Here is a 20,968-nt window from a genome sequence, read left to right on the forward strand (position 1 = left end):
GACGGGTCCCGCCGATGCTAACCAGCGGCGCACCCCCCGGTAAGTTGCCACCCATGACGGACGTGACCACCGACGCCGCCGCGACCCGGCTGCGCCGTTCCCCGCTGCACGCGCGGCACACCGCGCTCGGCGCGAAGTTCGCCCCCTTCGGGGGCTGGGAGATGCCGCTGGAGTACACCGGTGGCGGCGTGCTCAAGGAGCACACGGCGGTCCGCACCGCCGTCGGCGTCTTCGACGTCTCGCACCTGGGCAAGGCGCGGGTCACCGGCCCCGGCGCGGCGCGGTTCGTCAACTCCTGCCTCAGCAACGACCTGGGCCGGATCGGGCCGGGGCAGGCGCAGTACACGCTCTGCTGCGACGACGCCACCGGCGGCGTGGTGGACGACATCATCGCCTACCGGTACGCCGACGACCACGTCTTCCTCATCCCGAACGCGGCGAACACCGCCGAGGTGGTCCGCCGGCTGCGCGCCGCCGCGCCGGCCGGCGTCGAGGTCACCGACGAGCACGAGCGGTACGCCGTGCTGGCCGTGCAGGGCCCCCGCTCGGCCGAGCTGCTCGACGCGCTGGCCCTGCCCACCGGGCACGACTACATGAGCTTCTCCCCGGCGACGCTGGCCGGGGCCGAGCTGACCGTCTGCCGCACCGGCTACACCGGCGAACTGGGCTACGAACTGGTGGTACCGGCGGCGCACGCGGTCGCGGTCTGGGACGCGCTCTTCGCCGCCGGCGAGGGCTTCGACCTGCGCGCCTGCGGGCTGGGCGCCCGGGACACGCTGCGCACCGAGATGGGCTACCCGCTGCACGGGCAGGACCTCTCCCTGGAGATCACCCCGGTGCAGGCCCGGTCCGGCTGGGCGGTCGGCTGGGACAAGCCGGCCTTCTGGGGCCGCGCCGCGCTGCTCGCCGAGAAGGCCGCCGGCCCCCGGCGTACGCTGCGCGGCCTGGTGGCCGTCGACCGCGCCATCCCGCGCGCCGGCATGACCGTGTACGCCGGTGCCGCCCCGGTCGGGACGATCACCAGCGGCACCTTCAGCCCGACCCGGAAGCAGGGCATCGCCCTCGCCCTGCTCGACACCGACCCGAAACTCGCCGACGGCGACCTAGTCGAGGTCGACATCCGCGGCCGCCGCGCCGAGATGCGAGTAACCCGCCCCCCCTTCGTCACCCCCTCCGTCAGATAACCCGTCACCCCCTGCCCCCTGCCCCCTGCCCCCTCGCCCTGCCCCCTGCCCCCTCGCCCTCGGCCTGCTCTCGGTGATCAAGAGGTTTGTGTCATGGGGAGCCCTGGATTTTGCCGCAAACCTCTTGATCACCGGGCGCGGCGGGGCGCGGCGGGGCGCGGCGGGGCGGGGCGAGGGGCGGGGCGCGGCGAGGGGCGGTGGGGCGAGGGGCGGCGCGGTGGGGTGGGGTGGGGGCGGGTGGGGTTAGTGGGAGGGGTGGGGGCGTTCGCCGGCGTCGAGGACGGCCTGGGTCCAGCCGCCCTCGATGACGCCGGTGCCGTCCAGGACCGCCCAGTCGACGACGTCGGACACCGCCACCACGACCGGTGAGCCGATCCGCACGGTCGGGTCGCTGTCGGCATCGCTGGCGCTCACGCCGACGATCCGCTCCGGGGCGTCCCACGAGGTCACCTCGGCCCAGACGTACTCGGGGCCCTCCTCGCCGGGCAGGCCGTACTTGACCACGAGCTGTGATTCCGAGGGCAGCGCACCGGCGCGGAACCGGGCCCGGATGTCGTCCAGCCCGGACCGGGCGGTGGCGACGGCCCGGCTCATCGCGTCGCCGGAGCGGGCGTACCGGACGTCCGGCTGGATGCCGGAGAAGAGGGTGGCGCAGGCGGCGGCGTAGTAGCGGCCGTCCGGCCCGGGGTGGCCGGGGGGCGGGCGCAGGCTGAGGAACGAGTCGGCCTCCGGGTCGGTGGCCGGGTCCAGCTCCAGCCGCAGCAGCACCGGAGCCGTCGCGCCGTGCTGCTCCGGGTTGCCGTACGCCACCGCGATGTCGTGCCCGGTCACCGTGGCCAGCACCGGTAGCTGCACGAACGCCGGTACCTCGTCGCCGGCCAGCCCGTCGGTCCAGTCCCGCAGCAGCCGACGGGCCGCCCCGGTCATCACCGCGCCCCAGGCCCGGGTGAGGTGGTCGGGCACCCCCTGGGCCTGCAACTCCAGCAGCCCGAACCGGCGCAGCCCCTTGGTGGTGAACCAGAGCCCCTCGGTGTCGGAGGAGTAGGGGACCAGTACCCAGTCGACCAGCCGGATCCGGCCCTGGGCGTCCGGCAGCGACCGCAGCGCCGTCGCCGGGTCCAGGAACTGCAGCCCGAACACGTCCACCACGTCGCCGTCGACCGACTCGGCGACGGCGGCGGCCACCGCGCGGGCCGCCCACTCGTGCGCCGGCGGCCAGCCCGGCCGGTACTCGGCCTGCACCACCACCAGGTGGCTGGCCGCGGCGAGCCGGCCCAACTGGGCCTCGGTCGCGCCGAACGCGGTGAGCAGGTCCGGTGGCAGCTCCGGGAACTCGTCGATCGAACGGGTGTCCACCGACATCAGCGGGCTGTCCAACATCTGGGTGGCCAGCCCGTGCACCGGCTCGGCGAGCCGACCCTCCAGCGCCCGGACCGCCGTCCTCGGGCTCACCCGCGGCAACCCCGCCATCGGCACCAGATAGGTCGCGCTGAGCGACTCCGGGACCGGTACGGGCAGGAAGTCGTCCGTGATGAGCAAGTCGTCCCCCGGAAGGCCGTGCCGGTGCTGTCGGGGCAAACGCTACCCGGCCCGGCGCGGCGTCCTCAGCCGGACAGCACCACTCCCAGGTAGACCAGCGTGGTCACCAGTTCCACGACGGCGCCGAGCACGTCGCCGGTGATCCCGCCGAGGCGGCGTACCAGGTGCCGGAGCAGCCCGGCGGCGACGGCGAGCGCGGCCAGCACGGCGACCGGCCCCTGCCACGGGCGGCCCGGCACGGCCGGCACCGCCAGCAGCGCGACGGCGGCGGACCCGGCGACCAGCGCCACCGGCCCGACCGTCCCGGCGACCAGCGCGCCCAGCCCCTCCGGCCGGGCCGCCGGCACGCCGCGCCGGCAACAGACAGCCACCCCGAGCCGGCCTGCCGCCGTCGCGGCCACCACCGCCGCGAGCGCCGCCGGCCACGGCCGCCCGACCAGCTCCGCGAGCGCCGCCGTCTGGAGCAGCAGTACGAGCACCAGCGCGACCACCCCGAACGGGCCGACGTCCGGCTTCTTCATGATCTCCAGCGCCGCCGCCCCCCGCCGGTACGACCCCAGCGCGTCGACGGTGTCGGCCAGCCCGTCCAGGTGCAGCCCCCGGGTGAGCAGGGCGGCGCAGCCGACCGTCACCCCGGCGGCGACCAGCGGTGGGGCCAGCGCGGCCAGGAGCAGCAGCACCCCGCCGAGCACCGCCCCGAGCAGCGCGCCGACCAGCGGGCCGAGCGCCATCGCCCGGCCCGCCGTCACCCGGTCGATCCGGCCGGCGCGGATCGGCGCGATGGTGAAGGTGGTCAGCGCCAGCCGCAGCCCGTCGGCCCGCCCCGGCTCAGCCGGCACGCCAGCCGGACGGGTCGTGCTCCGGGCCCGGGCCGGTCGGGCCCGGCGTCGTGGTGGTCGGCCCCGGCGTCGTGGTGGTCGGCCCCGGGCCGGAAGGTGCGGGCTCGGCGAAGTCCGGCTCGACGGAGTCCAGGCCAATGGAGTCCAGGCCAACGGAGGTTAGGCCGACGGAGTCCGGCTGATCGGTCTCCAGGCCGGACTCCGGGCCGGCCGGTTCGGTGCCGATGGTGGTCGGTTCGGTGCCGGTGGTGGTGGGTTCGGTGCCGGTGGTGGTCGGGTTGGAGCCGGTGGTGGTCGGGCCGGGGCCGGCCGGCTCCGGCTCGGCGAAGTCCGGCTCGTCCGCGTCGGGCTCACCGCCCAGCCGGGGGTGGGTGGGCAGCGCGGCGGCCAGCGCCAGCACCGAGCGCAGCAGCGGCAGCACGGCCAGCGCGTTCGCCCCCTCGCCGAGGTCGAGCCGCAGGTCCAGCAGCGGGGTCAGGCCGAGCACGTCGGCGGCGAGCCGGGCCGCCGGGTGGCCACCGTGGTCGGCCAGCAGGCACCAGTGCCGGGCCTGCCCGGCCAGGTCCCGGCTGACCATGCCGGCGGCCAGCCCGACCGGCCCGTCCAGCAGCACCGGCACCCGGCGGGCGGTCGCGCCGAGCAGCACGCCGGTGGCCACCGCCACGTCACCGCCGCCCAGCTCGGCCAGCACGTCCTTGGCGTCGCGCGGGGACCGGCGGGTGCGGTGCAGGGCGTCGCGGACCGCCGCGCAGCGGATCATCCAGGCCGCGTCGTCGATCTCCCCGTCGGGGGTGAACACCCGCCCGAGTACGGCCGGCGCCTCCGCGCCCGCGGTCGCGGCGAGCACCGCGGCGGCGGCGGTCTCGGTGCCGGCGCCGCACGCCCCCAGCACCAGCAGTCGGACGCCCGCGTCGGCGGCCTCCTCGGCCAGCCGCCAGCCGTAGCGCAGGGCCGACTCGACGGCGGCGACGCCCAGCGCCGGCTCGTGCTCCATCGGGGCCGAGGACGGGGTGTCCACCACCTGGAGGCTGGCCCCGCTCTCGGCGGCCAGCCGGGCCAGTGCCCCCCGGCCGGCCCGGGCCTGCCGGGCCCGGCGGGACGACTCCCCGGCCACCGTCCCGGCGGCGGCCCCGCCGGTGTGGTCGCCGTGCAGCAGCAGCACCCGCACCTCGGCCCACGGTGCCGGGGTCGGGGTGCCCTGGGTCGCGGCGGCGAAGCCGACCACCCGCTCCAGCACTCCCAACCCGACCCCGGGCAGGTCCAGCGTGCCGAGTCGGTCCACCGCCTGCGGGCCGGCGTACTCGTCGGGCATGGGCAGCTCCATGCCGGGCTGGATGACCAGCCCGGTGGCGACCATCGGCAGCGCCATGGTCGGTGCCGCCCAGCCGGTGCCGGCGGCGGTGGCCGTGGTGGCGGGGGCGGCCGGCACGGTCGGCGTCAGGACGTCCGGCAGCGGGGCCTCCGGCACGGCGGCGCTCGCGGTGGTCGGGGCGGTCGCGGTGGCCCCTCCGCTGGTCGCGGTGGTCGGGGCGGGTACGTCGGCGGGCCGGGCGGGTGCGGCCGGCTTGAGCCACGCCGGTTGGCCGGCGACCACCAGCACCACGGCGTCGCAGGCGTCCGCGACCGCCCGGTTGGCGGCGCCCAGCGCGTCGGTGAAGGCCCGCCCGAGCGGGGTGGTCGGCACCAGCGACAGCCCCACCTCCGGGCTGACCAGCACGATCCGCGCCTCGCTGGCGCGTACCGCGTCGGCCAGCTCGGCGATGGTGGCCACGTCGTCGGCCGGCTGGTGGGCCGGGTCGAGCAGCACCGTCACCCAGCCGCCCAGGTCGTCCACGAGCAGCGTCTCGTTCGGCCCGGCCGAGGCGAGCACGTCGGCCAGCCGGCGCGGGTCCGTCGCGGTCTCCTCGGTGGTCCAGCTTCCCGGCCGGCGTTCCCGGTGCGTGGCCAGCCGGGCGGCCCACTCGGTGTCCTCCGGGTCACCGGCGGCCGAGGTCGCCACATACCGCACCGTGGCGGCGTCACCCACCAGGGACTCGGCGAACTCCGACTTGCCCGAACGGATACCGCCGAGCACCAGGACCGTGTTCCACCCGTCAACGGACATGCCCGTACCTTAAGGCCGCCCGGCGTGACGTCGCCCGCCGGCCCGTGCTCAGCCGCAGTGCGAGAAGCCGCTGCCGTAGCTGGCCCCGCCGGTCGACCCGCCCCACTTCACGCAGACCCCGCCGGCCCCGGCCCGGACCGGCCCCGCGTAGTACTCGAAGGAGCCGCTGTCGGTGCTGCGGGTCTTGCCCTGCACCTCCAGGTATGCCGTCGTCGCCGTCCGCCGACCGGTTGCCTGCTCCTTCATGGTGACCACGCAGTTGGCCTTCGCCGTCTCGTTCCACAGCAGGTAGACCCGGCCCTGCCGGACCCCGCCGGCGGTCAGGGCCGCCGAGTCGATCACCTGGTAGCCGCTGCCGCAGACCTGGCGGGCCGTGTACGGGTTCGGCTTCGCCGGGCTGGTCGTGGTGGGCCCCGGCTGCGGGGCGGCGGTGGTCGCCGGGCTGCCCGGCGGCTGCCCGCCCGCCCCGGGGGTGCCGCTGGTCGTCGGCCCGCCGGACGGGGTCGGCGCGGCCGTGCGGACGGCGCTGGCGCTGGTACCGGGCTTCGGCATCCCGCTCCGGGTGCCGGCGACCGGACTCGACGGGGCGGTGGCTGCCTCCGCCGACTCGGCGGCCAGCTCCGGGCCGCGCTGGGTCGGCTCGCCGGGCTGGAACGCCAGCACGGCGCCCACCGCGGCCAGCACGGCCAGCACCGCCCCGGCGACCCCGGCGAACTCCCGGCGGCGCCGCCGACGGTCGACCGGCGGGTCCGGCCGGCCCGCCCCCTGGTACGTCTCCTGCTGGGCCCCCACCACCGCGGGGTACGGCGGCAGCGGCTGCCCCGCCGGTGGCGTCCCGTCGGCCGGGCCGGCGGCGTCGCCGGCCGCCAGCGCGGCGGTGGCGAGGGCGGCGGCGTCCGGCCAGCGGTCGGCGGGGCGCTTGGCCAGGGCCCGCGCGATCACCGCCGCCACCGCCGGCGGGGTGCCCGGCGGCAGCGGCGGCGGGGCGTCGTTGGCGTGCCGCAGCGCCACCTGCAACGGGTTGTCCCCGACGAACGGGGGCCGCCCGGCCAGGCAGAAGTAGGCCACCGCGCCGAGCGCGTACACGTCGGTGGCCGCCGAGACCGGCAGCCCGACGGCCTGCTCCGGCGACATGTACGAGGCGGTGCCGAGCACCATGTGGGTGGCGGTGATGCCGGCCGTCGCGGTGGACCGGGCGATGCCGAAGTCGACCAGCACCACCGTGCCGTCCGGCTGGACCAGCAGGTTGGCCGGCTTGACGTCCCGGTGCACGATGCCGGCGGTGTGCGCGGCGTGCAGCGCGGCGGCGGCCTGGGCCACCACCGCCATCGTCGCGGCCGGGTCGAGCGGGCCGGCCCGGCGCACCCGGGCGGACAGCGGCTCGCCGTCGACGTACTCCATCACCAGGTAGCTGACCCGGCTGCCGTCGGCGAGCGCGGCGGTCCCGACGTCGTGCACCGCGACCACCCCCGGGTGGCGCAGCGCGGCCAGCATCCGGGCCTCGGCCTGGAACCGGGTGGTGAACTCGGGGTCGGCCACCAGCGCCGGCAGCAGCACCTTGACCGCGACCGCGCGGTCGAGCAGGGTGTCGACCCCCCGCCACACCGCCCCCATGCCTCCGGTGGCCACCCGTTCGCCCAGCCGGTACCGGTCGCTGAGCAGCACCCCTCGATTCAGCACCGCGTCACCGTACCGGCCGGGAGCGACGGCGGTGACCACCCCGTCCGGGACGTGCGTCGGATGCGTTCCGCGGGCGGCCGACTACGCTTGCGGGGATCCGTCCCCCGGGGGCGGCGGAGCGGCGAGGGGAGACGCGGCATGGCGTGGAGCTGGCGGTACGAGGGCACGGACGGCGCGTCGGTCGACGGACCGGCGGAGACGTTCAGCAACCAGGCGGACGCCGAGTCCTGGATCGGCCAGACCTGGCGGGAGCTCGCGGCGTCCGGCGTCACCTCGGTCGCGCTCGTCGAGGACGACCGGGTGGACTACCGGATGAGCCTGCTGCCGACGGCGGAGTGATGGGGTACGACCGTCCGGGCGAGCCACTGGTGCTCGGCGTGCCCCGGGCGGCGTTCCGGCCCAGCCCGATCTTCCTCGCCCTGGTCGCGCTCTTCGTGGCCAGTGGCGTGCTGGCCTGGAACGGGTTCGGCAACGTCCGGCTCGACGTGTTCCTCTTTGTGATCTCCGGCTGGCTGGTCTCGCTCTGTCTGCACGAGTACGCCCACGCGGTGGTCGCGTTCCGGGCCGGCGACCGGGACATCGCGCACCGGGGCTACCTGACCTTGAACCCGTTCAAGTACACCCACCCGCTGCTGTCGATCGTGCTGCCGGTGGTCGTGGTGCTGCTCGGCGGCATCGGCCTGCCCGGCGGGGCGGTCTGGGTCGACCGGCACGCCATCCCGGGCCGGCTGCGCCACACCCTGGTCAGCCTCGCCGGCCCGGCCACCAACGTGCTGTTCACCCTGCTGCTGGTGGTGGTGCTGCGGGTCGGCCTGGCCACCGGCGGCCCGGTGCAGTTCTGGGCGGGCGTGGCGCTGCTGGCGTTCCTCCAGCTCACCGCGAGCGTGCTCAACCTGCTCCCGGTGCCCGGCCTGGACGGCGGCAACATGATCCAGCCGTGGCTCAACCCGCAGTGGCGACGGATGTACGACCTGTTCGCGCCGTTCGGGTTCGTCCTGCTCTTCGCGCTGCTGTGGAACCCGCGCATCGGCGGCGGGTTCTTCGCCGCGGTCCACTGGGTCAGCGACCTGCTCGGCCTGCCGCCGTGGCTCTACGCCACCGGCCTGGAACTGATCCGCTTCTGGCAGGGCTGACCGGGGCCGGCACGGGCTGACCGTGCTGACCCGGGCCGGCACGGGATGCCGCGCCGGCCCGGGGAGGCGTCACGGCCGCTGGGCCGGGCTCTCGGTCTTGGCCGGGTCCCGTTCGGTGACCGGCTCGACGATCTCGTCGATCGCCTTGAGCAGTTCGGCGTCGAGCCGCACGCCGGCCGCCTTGACGGTGTCGTGCACCTGCTCCGGCCGGGACGCCCCGATGATCGCCGAGGCGACGTTCGGGTTCTGCAGCACCCAGGCGACGGCGAGCTGCGGCAGGGTCAGCCCGGCCTGCTCGGCCAACGGCCGGAGCCGCTGCACCCGGGTGAGCACCTCGTCGGTCAGCCACTTGGCGATGAACGCGGCGCCGGACTTCTCGTCGGTGGCCCGGGACCCGGCCGGCGGCGGCTGGCCCGGCAGGTACTTGCCGGAGAGCACGCCCTGCGCCATCGGCGACCAGACGATCTGCGACACGCCCAGCTCCTCGCTGGCGGGAATCACCTCGGTCTCGATGACCCGCCACAGCATCGAGTACTGCGGCTGGTTGGAGACCAGCGGGACGCGCAGCTCCCGGGCCAGGCCGTGGGCCTCCCGGAGCTGCGACGCCTTCCACTCCGAGACGCCGATGTAGTGCGCCTTGCCGGAGTGCACGACGTCGGCGAACGCCTCCATCGTCTCCTCCAGCGGCGTGCTGTAGTCGTACCGGTGGGCCTGGTACAGGTCCACGTGGTCGGTGCGCAGCCGGCGCAGCGAGCCGTTGATCGACTCCATGATGTGCTTGCGGGACAGGCCCCGGTCGTTGCGGCCCGGACCGGTCGGCCAGAAGACCTTCGTGAAGATCTCCAGCCCCTCGCGGCGCTCCCCGGCGAGCGCCCGGCCCAGCACCTCCTCGGCGCGGGTGCCGGCGTACACGTCGGCGGTGTCGAAGGTGGTGATGCCGGTGTCCAGGGCGGCCCGGACGCACGCCAGCGCCGCGTCCTCCTCGACCTGCGAGCCGTGGGTGATCCAGTTGCCGTACGAGATCTCGCTGACCATCAGGCCCGAGCGGCCTAGGTGTCGGAATTCCATGAGCTGACCCTAGCCCCGCCCGCTCCCGCACACCCACCGGCGCGACCGCCGGGTGGCTCAGCGCACGGGACGGCCGGCCGGCTCAGAGCACCGGGTGGGCGTCGGCGAGCAGCCGGTCGATCTCCGCCACCACCGCCGGCAGCCCCCGGTGCACCGGATCGACAATCGGCGCGCCCCGCCGGTCCAGCGCGCCCCAGCGGCCCCCGCCGCCGTCCACCAGGAACGCCACCGGGTGGATCACCAGCGCCGGGTGGACCGGCGGGACGCGCACCCGACCGGTCCGGTCCACCACGCCCTGGCGTCCGGCCAACTCCACCACGGCCAGCCCCTCGTCGGTGAAGCCGTCGAGCCGGCTGCCGTCGACCAGCGCGGTCGCCACCCGGTGGTAGCGCGGCGGGACCACCAGCCGTCCCTGCCGGTCCACCGCCCCCCAGCCACCCCGCCGGACGGCCGCCACGCCGCCCCGGAACGGCCGCACCTCGTCGAAGCCGCCGGGCACCGCCACCGTGCCGTCCGGCTCGATCGCCGACCAGTCCGCGTCGCCACCGCGCGACACCCAGGCCAGGCCGTCGGAGAAGGGCAGCACCCGGGCGTACGTGGGGCCGAGCAGGGTGGTGCCGGCCTCGTCGATCAGCTCCCAGCCGGTGCTGTCCGGGCGGCGTACCCAGGCCGACTGCTCGTGGAAGGGCTGCGCCTCGGCATACCGGTAGTCGACGACGAGGTCGCCGGCGGCGTCGGCGTACCCCCAGCGGCCGAGGCCGCCGTCGAGGGTGGGCGCGGGGGACCGGCGGCCGTGCCGCACCTCGTCCCGGCCACGGGGGTACGGCCCGAAGCCGTCCGGTCCCGCCGCCCGGACGTACACCGCGTCCAGCGCGATCCGGATCCGGGCGGTCAGCTCCGGGTCCTCGGCCCGGTGCAGGTCCAAGGCCCGCTCGAAGTGCTCGCACGCCTCCATCAGCCGGCCCTGGTCGTAGCAGCAGCGGCCGGCGTGCTCGTGCAGGGCCGCCCGTAGCCGGTCCGGCAGCTCCGTCGAGGTGGCCTCGGCGAAGAGCCGGTCCGCCTCGGCGAACTCGCCCTTCCACCGCAGCGCCTCGGCCAGCCGGGCCCGGGCCAGCGCGGTACGGCGCAGCTCGCCGGTGGCCTCCGCGTAGGTCAGCGCGAGCCGGCCGTCGGCCAGCGCGTCGTCCAGGTCGTCCACCAGCCGGGAGACCACCGCCCGCAGGCTGAGCAGCCGGGCCCGGGTGCGGTTGTCGAGGGAGGAGCCGAGCTTCTCGGTGAGCCGGCGTCGGATGACCCGCAACTCGTCCGGGTCGTCGACGATCTCGCGCAGCGTCTCCGGGTCCAGTCGCCACCGGTACCCGGCCAGGATCTGCTCCGGGTCGCCCTGGAGCACGGCCGCCTTCCCGGGTGCCGGCCCGGCCCGGTCCGGCTGCCCGTCGGCCGACGGCAGCACGGCGCCGGCCGGTTCCGCCGCCGGGTCGACCGGGTCGGCGGCGGTGCCGGTCGGCTCCGCCGTCGGGCCGGTGGCACCGGTCGGGGACGCAGCCTCGTCGGTAGCCTCGTCGGTGGTGTCGGCGGGGGACGTCGTCGTGCTGGTCGGGGAGTTCGCCGGAGCGGCCTCGACGGCCGGGTCGGCCGTGCGGGTGTCCGGGATGGTGGGACGCTCCACCGGGTCCGCGCCGTCGACACGTCCCGGGACGGGTGTGCGCTCGGGGTGGGCCGGCGGGTCCGTCGCCGCCGGCTCGTGGGTCCCGTCCAGGGTGCCGGCGGCGTCGGCCGGGCTGTCCCGGTGCCCGGTGGGGTGGGTGCCGGCCGGGGCCGTCGGAGTGGTCGGTGCGTCCGTGGTGGCCGGGTCGAGCCCGGGCACGGCGACGTCCACGGTGGCCGGCCGGTCGTCCCGGGCCGGGGAGTCGGCGGGCCGTCCCGTCACCGGGGCGGGCGGCCGGAACGCGGGATCCTCGGTGCTGTGTGGCGGCGGGAAGCCGGCCGGCGGGTCGACCGGGGCCGGTGCGGGCCGGTCGGCCCCGGCCGGCGGGTCGGTCGGGGTGGTCGCGGTGTGGTCGATGGCCGGCCGTGGGCCGCCGGCCGTGCGGTCCGACGGCGGCCCGGAGCCGGGCCGGTCGGCGGGGACCGGTGGCCCGGAGACCGGTCGTCCCGCCGCCGGTGGTGCGGAGACGGGCGGCTCGGTCGACGGCGGTGCGGAGACCGGGCGCGCGGTGACGGGGCGCGCGGAGAGGGGCGGCTCGGTCGACGGTGGCGCGGAGACCGGGCGCGCGGTGGCGGGCGGCGCGGAGACCGGGCGCTGCGCCCACGGCGGCGTGCCCGCCTGGTGCCGCGCCGGCGGCGGGGCGGAGTCCGGCCGGGCGGGTGCCTCGTCGCGTGGGTCGGCGGGGACCGAGCCCGGTGTGCTGGCCGTCGCCGGGCGGGTGCCTGCCGGTCCGGTCGTGCTGCCGACGGTCGGCTCCGCGCCGCCGGCCGGTGCCGGTTCGACCGGTCCGGGCCGGTCGGCCGGTGCCGGCGGGCCGGCGGCCTCCGGTGCCGGTGTGGCCCGCTCCGCCGGTGCGGGGCCGACCGGTTCGGACGCGGGCGGTGGCGTCGGCCGGGCGGGCCGGAACCACGCCTCGGCGCTGTTCGGCGCGGCACCACGGGCGGCGTCCGGCTGGTCGGCCGGGTCGGGTTCCTGCGTCGGGGGTACGTACCGGCGGGGCTTGTCCGGGGTGATGGCCAGGCCGGGCCGCTCGGTGGGGGGTGCCGGCGGCGGGCCGGCCCCGGGCACCCGGGACTGCCCGAGAGTGGACCGGTCGGACGGCGGTGCCGAGCTGGGTCGGTCGGACGGGGGCGTCGAGGTGGGTCGGTCGGACGGGGGCGTGGGGACGGCCCGGTCGGACGGCGGTGCCGAGGTGGGTCGGTGGGACGGGGGCGCGGAGGTGGGCCGGGTCGCTGCCGGCGGCTGTCGGAACTCCAGCCGTAGCCGGGCGGCCGGCGGCGCGGAGACCGGCGCGTCCTCGTCGAAGCCGGCGGGGACCGGCCGCTCCCCGGCGGCGCGATCGACGGGCGGCACGGTGGCGACGGGCGGCACGGTGGCGGCGGGCGGCACGGTGGCGGCGGGCGGCACGGGAGTGCGCCGGTCCGCCGCCGGACCGGCCTCGGCCGGCCGGCCGGGACCAGCGGTGACCGGCTGACCGGACCACCGGCCGTCGGCGGTCGCCGCGCCGTCGGGCCGGCTCGACACCGGCGCCCCGGAGACCGGTGCGCCGTACGGCGGGCGGGGCGCGGCGTCGCCGGGCGGTGGTCCGCCGGTGCCGGGACCACCCGGTCGGGTGGGTGCTGCGACGTCGCCCGGCCGGGGTGGGCCGGAGACCGGGCCACCGGAGCGGGGCCCGCCCGGCCCGGCCGCCGGGGAGACGGGTGCCGGGGAGACGGGTGCCGGGGAGATCGGCGCGCCGGACACCGGGCGGCCCGGGGCGGGCGTCCCCGGCGACGGCAGGCCGGAGGTCGGTGCGCCGGAGACCGGACGCCCCGGCAGCGGGCCCTCGCCCGGCCGGTGGTCCGGCGCGCGTACCGGAGCGACCCGGGCGGCCGGGCGTTCGTCGTACCGGTGCGGCGGGGTGTCCGGCCGGACCGGCTCCGCCGGGTGGCGCTGCGGTCGTGGCGGTGCGTGACGGCCGACGTCCTGGCCGTGCTCCGGGCCGGACGGGGTACGGCGTACGTCGTCCCGGTCCGCGCCGGGACGGCCCCACGGCTCGCGGTACGCCTCGACCGGTGGGGCCGCCTCGCGGGGCCGGCGGTCCGGGTACGCCTCGGTGCGGGCGGCTGCCTCGCGCGGGTCCGGCTGCCGGCGTTCGTCGGGGCCGCGCTGGTGCTGCCACCGCTCCTCGGGGATCCGGGCGGTGGAGCGGTGACCGTCGTCGAGGGGGTGTGGCCGGTGGTCGTCGTGGCCGCGTGCGGCGGGGCGCTCGTCGTCCTCCCGGCGGGTCGGCCGGTGCCGTTCGTCCTCCCGGTACCGCTCCGGGACGTCCCGTTCCGGCCGGCGACGGTCGGCCGGGTACGCCTCGTACCCGTCGCCGGGCGGACGACGACGCCCGTCGTCGCCGGGCCGGCGGTCCGGACCGGGGGAGTCGGCGGCCGGCCGCCGGTCGTAGCCCCGGCTGTCGTCGGTGGTCCGGCGGCCGTAACCAGCGTCGTCGGTGGGGCGTCGGTCGTAACCACCGTCGTCGGTGGTCCGGCGGCCGTAACCACGGTCGTCCGTGGGGCGGCGGCCGTAACCACCGTTGTCGGTGGTCTGGCGGTCACGGCCAAGGTCGTCGGTGGGGCGGCGGTCGGCGGCGGGACGCTCGCCGGTGCCCCGCCGGCGGGGTGGCCCGGACTCGTCCGGTTCGGGCATCCAGCCCGGTTCGGCGACGCCCCGTCCGGGCGCGGTCCCGCGCGGCGATTCGTGCCAGGGCGCGGGGGAGACCGGCGGGTGACCGGGGGAGACGGGCGTGACGCCGGGGGCGGGCCGGTCCTGGCGGGGGCGGACGTCGTACCGGTCGGGGGCGGTGCGGTCGCGGTGCCAGGCGGCCTCCCGGGCCGGCTCGGCGGAGCCGCGTCGCTGGTCGGACCAGCCGGGCCGGGCGTCGTAGCGGTCCGGCTCGGGGCGGGCGTCGAACCGGTCCGGCTCGGGCTGCCGTCGGTCGCGCTGCCGGGCGGGCCCGTCGGACGACCGCCGGTACCCCTCGTCGGCGGGCCGCCGGTACGCCTCGTCGTCGGCGTGGCGCTCGTCGGACGGGCCGCCCCAGCGGGGTGGCTCGTCGTCGTGGTCGGCCCAGGACCGGCCGAGGTACGTCCCGTCGGGCCGGGTCGGGGCGAGCGGGGGCACCTCGGCGCGACCGACGACGGTGGCCCGTCCACGCGGGTCGGGGGGCCGGTGGCCGATGTCGCCCGGGTAGCGCTGGCCGGGGAACTGGGGGTGCCACTCGCTGGTCGGCTCGATCACCCAGGACGGCTCCGCCGGGTCGTGCCAGCGGTCGTGCCAGCCGCCCGTCATCGCGGGCCTCCGTCGGCGCGCGTGCGGCGCGGCCCGATGCCCGGCTCGCGTCGCTCGCTCACGGCGGTGTCACCTCGTTGCAAATTGTCGTCGCCGGGCGCCCCGGGATGCCGGTAGAGTCCCCCGTCCGGCACGGCGTGGCTGCGGAAGGAGGGTAGCGGCGTGGGCTTGGTCACCGCCACTGTGGCACCGCCCACGGACTCAAACGTTATCCGATGGATCCGGACATTCTCGGCGATATCCCGTTCCGGCTTCCGACGATACGCCACCTACCGCCAGGCCGCGCTGGCCGGTGTCATCACCAACACCGTCTTCGGCTTCCTCCGCTGCTCGGTGCTGCTGGCCGCCGCCGGGACCGGCACCGTCGCCGGGTACGACCGGGGGCAGCTCGCCACCTTCGTCTGGGTGGGGCAGGGGCTGCTGGCCGTCGTCCTGCTCTGGGGCTGGACCGACCTGGCCGACCGGATCCGCACCGGCGACGTGGCCGCCGACCTGCTCCGCCCGGTGCACCCGGTGACCAGCTACCTCGCCACCGACCTGGGGCGGGCCGGGTACGCGGCGCTGGCCCGGCTGCTGCCGCCGGTCCTGGTCGGGCCGTTCTTCTTCGAGGTGCACCTGCCGACCCGGTGGCCCACCGTCGTGCTCTTCGTGGTCTCCGCGGTGACCGCCGTGGTGCTCTGCTTCAGTTGCCGGTTCCTGGTCAACGCCACCGCCTACTGGTTGCAGGACGTCCGGGGGCCGATGATCCTCTGGGCGCTCGGCTCGGGGGTGCTGGCCGGGCTCTACTTCCCGCTGCGGTTCCTGCCCGACTGGCTCCAGGTGGTCCTCTGGTTCGGCACGCCGTTCCCGAGCCTGTTGCAGACCCCGCTCGACGTGCTGGTCGAACGGGACCCGCCGGCCGTCCAGGTCGGCCTGGTCGCCCTCCAGCTCGGCTGGGCGGTGCTGCTGCTGGCCGCCTGCCGGCTGGTGCAGCGCCGGGCCGAGCGCCGCCTGGTGGTGCAGGGTGGTTGAGCGGCGGCCGGCGGGTGAGCCGGGGCAGGGTGAGCCGGCTGGGACGTTGGCCGCGTACCGGGCGCTACTCGGGGCGCAGGCCCGGTCGCAGACCGCGTACCGGACGTCGTTCGTGGTGGACCTGCTGGGCAACGTCGGGGCGACCGTCTTCGACGTGGTCACCGTCCTGGTGATCTACGGGGTGACCCGTGAGCTGGGCGGGTTCACGCTGCGCGAGACGCTGGTGATGGTGGGGCTGTCGGCGAGCGCCTTCGCCGTCGCCGACCTGCTGGTCGGCAACATCGAGCGGCTGCCCGGGTACGTGCGCACCGGACGGTTCGACGCGGTGCTGGTCCGTCCGCTCGGCGCGCTGCCCCAGTTGCTGCTGATGGACCTGCCGCTGCGCAAGGTGTCCCGGGGGCTGTTCGGCGTCGGTGTGCTGGTGGTGGCGCTGGCCTCGGCGGGGATCGACTGGACCCCGGCCCGGGTGGCGCTGGCCGTGGCCGCCCCGCTGGCCGGGGTGGTCTTCTTCGGGTCGGTCTTCGTCGCCACCGCCACCGTGTCGTTCTGGTGGGTGGACTCCGGCGAGCTGGCCAACTCGGTCACCTACGGCGGGCGGGACTTCACGTCGTACCCGGTCACCGTCTTCGAGGGCTGGTTCCGGGCGGCGTTCGCGTACGGGCTGGGGTTCGCCTTCGTCAGTTACCAGCCGGCGCTGGCGCTGCTGGGCCGCGCCGACCCGCTCGGCCTGCCGGCCTGGGCCGGCTGGGCCGCACCGCTGGTCGCGCTGGTCGCCGCCGGGGGCGCGGCGGCGGCCTGGCGCACCGGCGTCCGCCACTACCGGAGTACGGGGTCATGAGCGTCATCGAGCTGCGCGGGCTGCGCAAGGAGTTCACGGTACGGGTGAAGGCGGGTCGGCTGCGCCGCGAGAAGCGGACGGTCACCGCGGTGGACGGGATCGACCTGCGGGTGGAGCGCGGCGAGATGCTCGGCTACATCGGCCCGAACGGGGCGGGGAAGTCCACCACCCTGAAGATGCTCACCGGGGTACTGACCCCGTCGGCGGGCGAGGCCCGGGTCTGCGGTCTGCGTCCGGTCGCCGAGCGCACCCGGTTGGCGCTGCGGATCGGGGTGGTCTTCGGCCAGCGGTCCCAGCTCTGGTGGGACCTGCCGCTGCGCGACTCGTTCGACCTGCTGCGGCACCTCTACCGGGTGCCGGCCGCCGCGCACGCCGCCCGGCTGCGCCGCTGCCGCGGCCTGCTCGACCTGGACGAGTTCCTGGACACCCCGGTCCGGCAGCTCTCGCTGGGGCAGCGGATGCGCGGCGAGCTGACCGCCGCGCTGCTGCACGGCCCGCAGGTGCTCTTCCTCGACGAGCCGACCATCGGGTTGGACGTGGTGAGCCGGCAGGCCGTCCGGGAGTTCCTCGCCGAGTTGGGCCGGGCCGGCGACACCACGCTGGTGCTCACCACCCACGACCTGGCCGACATCGAGCGGCTCTGCCACCGGCTGGTGGTGATCGACCACGGCCGGGTGGTGCACGACGGCTCGATCGCCGCCCTGCACTCCCGGTACGGCTCCCGCCGGCTGGTCGTCGCCGAGCTGGACGCCCCGCTGGCGGTGCCGCCCGAGCCGCCGGGCGCGCCGCTGCACCGGGTGGAGGCCGACGGCCGCCGGCTGGTGTACGCGCTGGAGTCGGCGGGGGTGGCGGAGGTGGTCGCCGCGCTGGCCGGGCTGGCCGCGTTGCGGGACGTCTCGATCGTGGAACCGGACATCGAGGAGGTGGTGACCCGGCTCTACCGGACCCCCGCCCCCACCCCGCGCCACCCGGCCTGACCGCCGGGCGAGGGGTGGCTCAGATCGGGTCGCCGACGTTGACCCGGGGGGCCGGGGCGCGCATCCGGCGGAAGGTGATCGACCGCATGATCGCGTAGAGGTAGAGCGAGCCCATCCGCTCACCGCTGTGGGGGAAGCGACCCCGCACCAGCTTCCTGATCCGGCGGGAGATCAGCACCGAGTCGATCACCACGCCGAGCGCGAGCGCGCCCCACACCACGTTGGAGGCGAGCCGGATCGCCGGCGGCATCGCCGCGTTCGACCCGATCAGCACGATCAGCGCGCCGCCGAAGAACCAGGTGCCGACGGTACGCCGGGAGTCGACCACGTTGCGGGCCAGCAGCCGCTCCGGGCCCCGGTCGCGGGGGCCGCCCTCGCGGCGGAACTCGGCCGCCGCCTCGGTGCGCGCCTTGCGGCGCTGCTCCCGGGCCTCCTCCTTGGTCAGCGGCCGGGTCGGGCCGGCCGGACGGCGGCCGGCGACCGGCCGCTTCGGGGTCTCGACGCCCAGTTCCTTCTTGCTCGGGGTGTAACCCCGGGGGCGCGCGGCGGACGGCTCCTCGGTCACCACCGGGGCGGTGGCGGAGGAGTCGGAGTCGGTGGACTTGCGGCGAAACAGCGACGGCACGAGGTGAAGGGTAGCCAACCGACGGCGCCCGGTGCACATCACGGGTGCACCGGGCGCTCGACGGAGCGGGTGGGACCGGGTTACGGGCGCTCGACGTGCGCGCCCAGGCTGGCCAGTTTCGCCTCGAAGTCCTCGTAGCCCCGGTTGATCAGGTCGACGCCGTACACCCGGGAGGTGCCCTCGGCGGCGAGCGCCGCGATCAGGTGGCTGAACCCGGCCCGCAGGTCCGGGATGACCAGGTCGGCGGCGTGCAGCTTGCTCGGGCCGGCGATCACCGCGGAGTGCTTGAAGTTGCGCCGGCCGAAGCGGCACGGGGTGCCGCCGAGGCAGTCCCGGTAGACCTGGATGTTGGCGCCCATGGTGTTCAGCGCCTCGGTGTAGCCCAGCCGCTGCTCGTAGACCGTCTCGTGGACGATCGACAGGCCCCGGGCCTGGGTCAGCGCGACGACGAGGGGCTGCTGCCAGTCGGTCATGAAGCCGGGGTGCACGTCGGTCTCCAGCGCCACGGCGTTCAGCTCGCCGCCCGGGTGCCAGAACCGGATGCCGCCCTCCTGGCCCGGGTCGCCGAGCTTCGGGGGCCGGGCGTCGGTGACCTCGTACTCGCCGCCGACCGACCGGAAGATGTTCAGGAAGGTCATCATGTCGGCCTGCTGCGCGCCGAGCACCTCGACGTGGCCGCGGGTGGCCAGCGCCGCCGCCGCCCAGCTCGCCGCCTCGATCCGGTCCGGGATCGGCCGGTGGGTGTAGCCGTGCAGCCGCTTGACGCCCTGGATCTCGATCACCCGGTCGGTGTGCACCTTGATGATCGCGCCCATCTTCTGCAGGATGCAGATCAGGTCGATGATCTCGGGCTCGACGGCGGCGTTGCGCAGCTCGGTGACGCCCTCGGCCATCACCGCGGTCAGCAGCACCTGCTCGGTGGCGCCGACGCTCGGGTACGGCAGGGCGAACTTGGTGCCGTGCAGCCCGTTCGGCGCCGACAGGTGCAGGCCCTCGGGGGTCTTGTCGACGGTCGCGCCGAACTCGCGCAGCGCCTGCAGGTGGAAGTCGATCGGGCGCGGGCCGATGTGGCAGCCGCCCAGGTCGGGGATGAAGGCGTGGCCGAGCCGGTGTAGCAGCGGGCCGCAGAACAGGATCGGGATCCGGCTGGATCCGGCGTGCACGTTGATCTGGTCGGTGCTGGCGCTCTCGACGTTGGACGGGTCGAAGACCAGCTCGCCGTCCTCGGTGCCGTCGGTCACCTTCACCCCGTGCAGGCCGAGCAGCCCGCGGACCACCTCGACGTCACGGATCTTGGGGACGTCGAACAGCCGGCTGGGCGAGTCGCCCAGCAGCGCCGCGACCATCGCCTTGGAGACCAGGTTCTTCGCGCCGCGCACGCGGATCCGCCCTTCCAGCGGAGTACCTCCGTGTACGACCAGGACGTCGTCGGTCAACGCAACCTCCAGCGCGCGTCGGGTGAAGCCGTGTGTCGATGGTGGGGCAGGCTGTCCAGCTTCCCGGTACAGGCTGTCCAGCTACCCGGAACGGGGGCGGATCAAAACGGTCCCCGTGGATCGTCGCCCCGGCAGCATAGCCCTCCGTGACGTGAATGGAATCGGTCACAGCGCCAGGCACGGCACGAACCGGCAATTCCGGTGCGTTTACGTACCAGCGAGGTGACCGTACGTGATCAAGCGATGGTCGGCGGCGGGGTGTCGGCGCCCGGCAGCGCGAGCATCTGGTCCAGCGCCACCCGGGCGTGGTGCGCGGTGTCCGGGTCGACGGTGATCTGGTTGACCACCCGGCCGGCGACCAGCTCCTCAAGCGCCCAGACCAGGTGCGGCAGGTCGATCCGGTTCATCGTCGAGCAGTAGCAGACCGCCTTGTCCAGGAACATGATCTGCTTGTCCGGGTGGGCCAGCGCCAGCCGGCGGACCAGGTTCAGCTCGGTGCCGACCGCCCACGCCGAGCCGGCCGGAGCCGCCTCGATCGCCTTGATGATGTATTCCGTCGAGCCCACCTGGTCGGCGGCGGTGACCACCTCGTGCCGGCACTCCGGGTGCACCAGCACGTTGACCCCCGGCACCCGCGCCCGGACGTCGTCGACGCTGTCCAGGGTGAACCGGCCGTGCACCGAGCAGTGCCCGCGCCACAGGATCATCTTCGCGTCGCGCAGCCGCTCCGGGGTCAGCCCGCCGTTCGGCTTGTGCGGGTCGTAGAGCACGCAGTCGTCCAGCGAGAGGCCCAGCTCCAGCACCGCCGTGTTGCGGCCCAGGTGCTGGTCGGGCAGGAAGAGCACCTTCCCGCCCTGCTGGTAGGCCCAGTCCAGGGCGCGCCTGGCGTTCGACGAGGTGCAGACCACCCCGCCGTTGCGCCCGACGAAGCCCTTGATGTCCGCCGACGAGTTCATGTACGTCACCGGGACGGTGTCCGCCGCGACGCCCAGCTCGGTCAGCACGTCCCAGGCCCGCTCGACCTGCGACAGCACCGCCATGTCGGCCATCGAGCAGCCGGCCGCCAGGTCGGGCAGGATCACCCGCTGGGCGTCCGAGGTGAGGATGTCGGCGCTCTCGGCCATGAAGTGCACACCGCAGAAGACGATGTACTCCGCGTCCGGGCGGGCCGCCGCCTCGCGGGCCAGCTTGAACGAGTCGCCGGTCACGTCGGCGAACTGGATCACCTCGTCGCGCTGGTAGTGGTGGCCGAGCACGAACACCCTGGTGCCGAGCGCGGCCTTCGCCGCCGCCGCCCGGGCCACCAGGTCGGGATCGCTCGGCGCCGGCAGGTCACCCGGACACTCCACGCCACGTTCGGTGGCGGGGTCGCTGCCGCGGCCGAGGAGCAGCAGCGCAGTCGCGGTGTTGGAGGGTTCCACCCAGGTCGAAGTCACGCTCTCATGGTCCCACAGCGGGCCCGCCGCACGACCGCTGCCGGTGTGGGCTGCCACACTGCCCCGCCCCGA

General features: G+C 76.1%; 15 protein-coding genes. 6 read left to right on the forward strand and 9 right to left on the reverse strand.

What is annotated here, in order from left to right; translation table 11 throughout:
• Window positions 1-53: 53 nt before the first annotated feature.
• The gene (gene gcvT / locus ACIQG9_RS09125) at window positions 54-1,184 is read left to right on the forward strand and encodes a glycine cleavage system aminomethyltransferase GcvT (protein ID WP_400399541.1); all 1,131 of its coding nucleotides are present in this window, start codon (window positions 54-56) and stop codon (window positions 1,182-1,184) included.
• Between the two features lie 243 nt (window positions 1,185-1,427).
• On the opposite strand, the gene ACIQG9_RS09130 is transcribed toward gcvT, so the two are convergent.
• From ACIQG9_RS09130 to ACIQG9_RS09145, 4 genes are all read right to left on the reverse strand, one after another.
• Window positions 1,428-2,723, reverse strand: coding sequence for a DUF2314 domain-containing protein (locus ACIQG9_RS09130; RefSeq protein WP_400399543.1), 1,296 nt, complete (start codon window positions 2,721-2,723; stop codon window positions 1,428-1,430).
• Window positions 2,724-2,788: 65 nt separating this feature from the next.
• Window positions 2,789-3,562 carry an adenosylcobinamide-GDP ribazoletransferase gene (locus ACIQG9_RS09135; protein ID WP_400399545.1) on the reverse strand — a complete coding sequence of 258 codons (774 nt, stop codon included), beginning with the start codon at window positions 3,560-3,562 and terminating at the stop codon, window positions 2,789-2,791.
• Window positions 3,552-5,666 (reverse strand): bifunctional adenosylcobinamide kinase/adenosylcobinamide-phosphate guanylyltransferase, encoded by a 2,115-nt coding sequence (locus ACIQG9_RS09140; RefSeq protein WP_400399547.1) that lies wholly within the window; start codon window positions 5,664-5,666, stop codon window positions 3,552-3,554. The genes ACIQG9_RS09135 and ACIQG9_RS09140 overlap by 11 nt, the downstream gene beginning before the upstream one ends.
• Before the next feature lie 48 nt (window positions 5,667-5,714).
• Window positions 5,715-7,346, reverse strand: coding sequence for a protein kinase (locus ACIQG9_RS09145; RefSeq protein ID WP_400399549.1), 1,632 nt, complete (start codon window positions 7,344-7,346; stop codon window positions 5,715-5,717).
• Between the two features lie 138 nt (window positions 7,347-7,484).
• On the opposite strand from ACIQG9_RS09145, the gene ACIQG9_RS09150 reads away from it, so the two are divergent.
• Window positions 7,485-7,685: a hypothetical protein gene (locus ACIQG9_RS09150; RefSeq protein WP_400399551.1), complete on the forward strand. Its 201-nt coding sequence runs from the start codon at window positions 7,485-7,487 to the stop codon at window positions 7,683-7,685.
• Window positions 7,685-8,479, forward strand: a complete 795-nt coding sequence (locus tag ACIQG9_RS09155; protein ID WP_400399552.1) for a site-2 protease family protein — start codon at window positions 7,685-7,687, stop codon at window positions 8,477-8,479. The genes ACIQG9_RS09150 and ACIQG9_RS09155 overlap by 1 nt, the downstream gene beginning before the upstream one ends.
• 69 nt (window positions 8,480-8,548) lie before the next feature.
• Here the strand turns inward: ACIQG9_RS09155 and ACIQG9_RS09160 are convergent, their stop codons facing one another.
• Window positions 8,549-9,547: an aldo/keto reductase family protein gene (locus ACIQG9_RS09160; RefSeq protein ID WP_400399554.1), complete on the reverse strand. Its 999-nt coding sequence runs from the start codon at window positions 9,545-9,547 to the stop codon at window positions 8,549-8,551.
• 82 nt (window positions 9,548-9,629) lie between these two features.
• Window positions 9,630-14,573, reverse strand: a complete 4,944-nt coding sequence (locus tag ACIQG9_RS09165; protein WP_400399556.1) for a WG repeat-containing protein — start codon at window positions 14,571-14,573, stop codon at window positions 9,630-9,632.
• A gap of 162 nt (window positions 14,574-14,735) precedes the next feature.
• Here ACIQG9_RS09165 and ACIQG9_RS09170 point away from each other — a divergent pair, with 162 nt between their 5' ends.
• From ACIQG9_RS09170 to ACIQG9_RS09180, 3 genes are read left to right on the forward strand one after another with little or no spacing between them, the layout of a single operon-like run.
• Entirely contained in the window at window positions 14,736-15,584 is an 849-nt protein-coding gene (locus ACIQG9_RS09170; protein ID WP_400399558.1) for an ABC transporter permease, read from the forward strand.
• Window positions 15,577-16,422, forward strand: coding sequence for an ABC transporter permease (locus ACIQG9_RS09175; RefSeq protein WP_400399560.1), 846 nt, complete (start codon window positions 15,577-15,579; stop codon window positions 16,420-16,422). Before ACIQG9_RS09170 ends, ACIQG9_RS09175 begins: the two co-directional genes overlap by 8 nt.
• The gene (locus ACIQG9_RS09180; RefSeq protein WP_400399562.1) at window positions 16,419-17,399 is read left to right on the forward strand and encodes an ATP-binding cassette domain-containing protein; all 981 of its coding nucleotides are present in this window, start codon (window positions 16,419-16,421) and stop codon (window positions 17,397-17,399) included. Before ACIQG9_RS09175 ends, ACIQG9_RS09180 begins: the two co-directional genes overlap by 4 nt.
• 19 nt (window positions 17,400-17,418) lie before the next feature.
• Here the strand turns inward: ACIQG9_RS09180 and ACIQG9_RS09185 are convergent, their stop codons facing one another.
• The 3 genes from ACIQG9_RS09185 to nadA form a co-directional block, all read right to left on the reverse strand.
• Window positions 17,419-18,024, reverse strand: coding sequence for a DUF3043 domain-containing protein (locus ACIQG9_RS09185; protein WP_400399564.1), 606 nt, complete (start codon window positions 18,022-18,024; stop codon window positions 17,419-17,421).
• A gap of 80 nt (window positions 18,025-18,104) precedes the next feature.
• The gene (murA, locus tag ACIQG9_RS09190; protein ID WP_400399566.1) at window positions 18,105-19,460 is read right to left on the reverse strand and encodes a UDP-N-acetylglucosamine 1-carboxyvinyltransferase; all 1,356 of its coding nucleotides are present in this window, start codon (window positions 19,458-19,460) and stop codon (window positions 18,105-18,107) included.
• A 236-nt stretch (window positions 19,461-19,696) separates the two neighbouring features.
• The gene (nadA, locus tag ACIQG9_RS09195; protein ID WP_400399568.1) at window positions 19,697-20,896 is read right to left on the reverse strand and encodes a quinolinate synthase NadA; all 1,200 of its coding nucleotides are present in this window, start codon (window positions 20,894-20,896) and stop codon (window positions 19,697-19,699) included.
• Window positions 20,897-20,968: the final 72 nt, after the last annotated feature.

Source organism: Micromonospora sp. NPDC092111 (genome assembly GCF_044755745.1).
Classification (GTDB): Bacteria; Actinomycetota; Actinomycetes; order Mycobacteriales; family Micromonosporaceae; genus Micromonospora.

Excerpts from the sequence above, each read along its gene's own strand:
- gcvT (WP_400399541.1), top strand. The coding sequence starts at position 54 with ATGACGGACGTGACCACCGACGCCGCCGCGACCCGGCTGCGCCGTTCC.
- ACIQG9_RS09140 (WP_400399547.1), bottom strand. The coding sequence starts at position 5,666 with ATGTCCGTTGACGGGTGGAACACGGTCCTGGTGCTCGGCGGTATCCGT.
- ACIQG9_RS09150 (WP_400399551.1), top strand. The coding sequence starts at position 7,485 with ATGGCGTGGAGCTGGCGGTACGAGGGCACGGACGGCGCGTCGGTCGAC.
- ACIQG9_RS09155 (WP_400399552.1), top strand. The coding sequence starts at position 7,685 with ATGGGGTACGACCGTCCGGGCGAGCCACTGGTGCTCGGCGTGCCCCGG.
- ACIQG9_RS09160 (WP_400399554.1), bottom strand. The coding sequence starts at position 9,547 with ATGGAATTCCGACACCTAGGCCGCTCGGGCCTGATGGTCAGCGAGATC.
- ACIQG9_RS09165 (WP_400399556.1), bottom strand. The coding sequence starts at position 14,573 with ATGACGGGCGGCTGGCACGACCGCTGGCACGACCCGGCGGAGCCGTCC.
- ACIQG9_RS09180 (WP_400399562.1), top strand. The coding sequence starts at position 16,419 with ATGAGCGTCATCGAGCTGCGCGGGCTGCGCAAGGAGTTCACGGTACGG.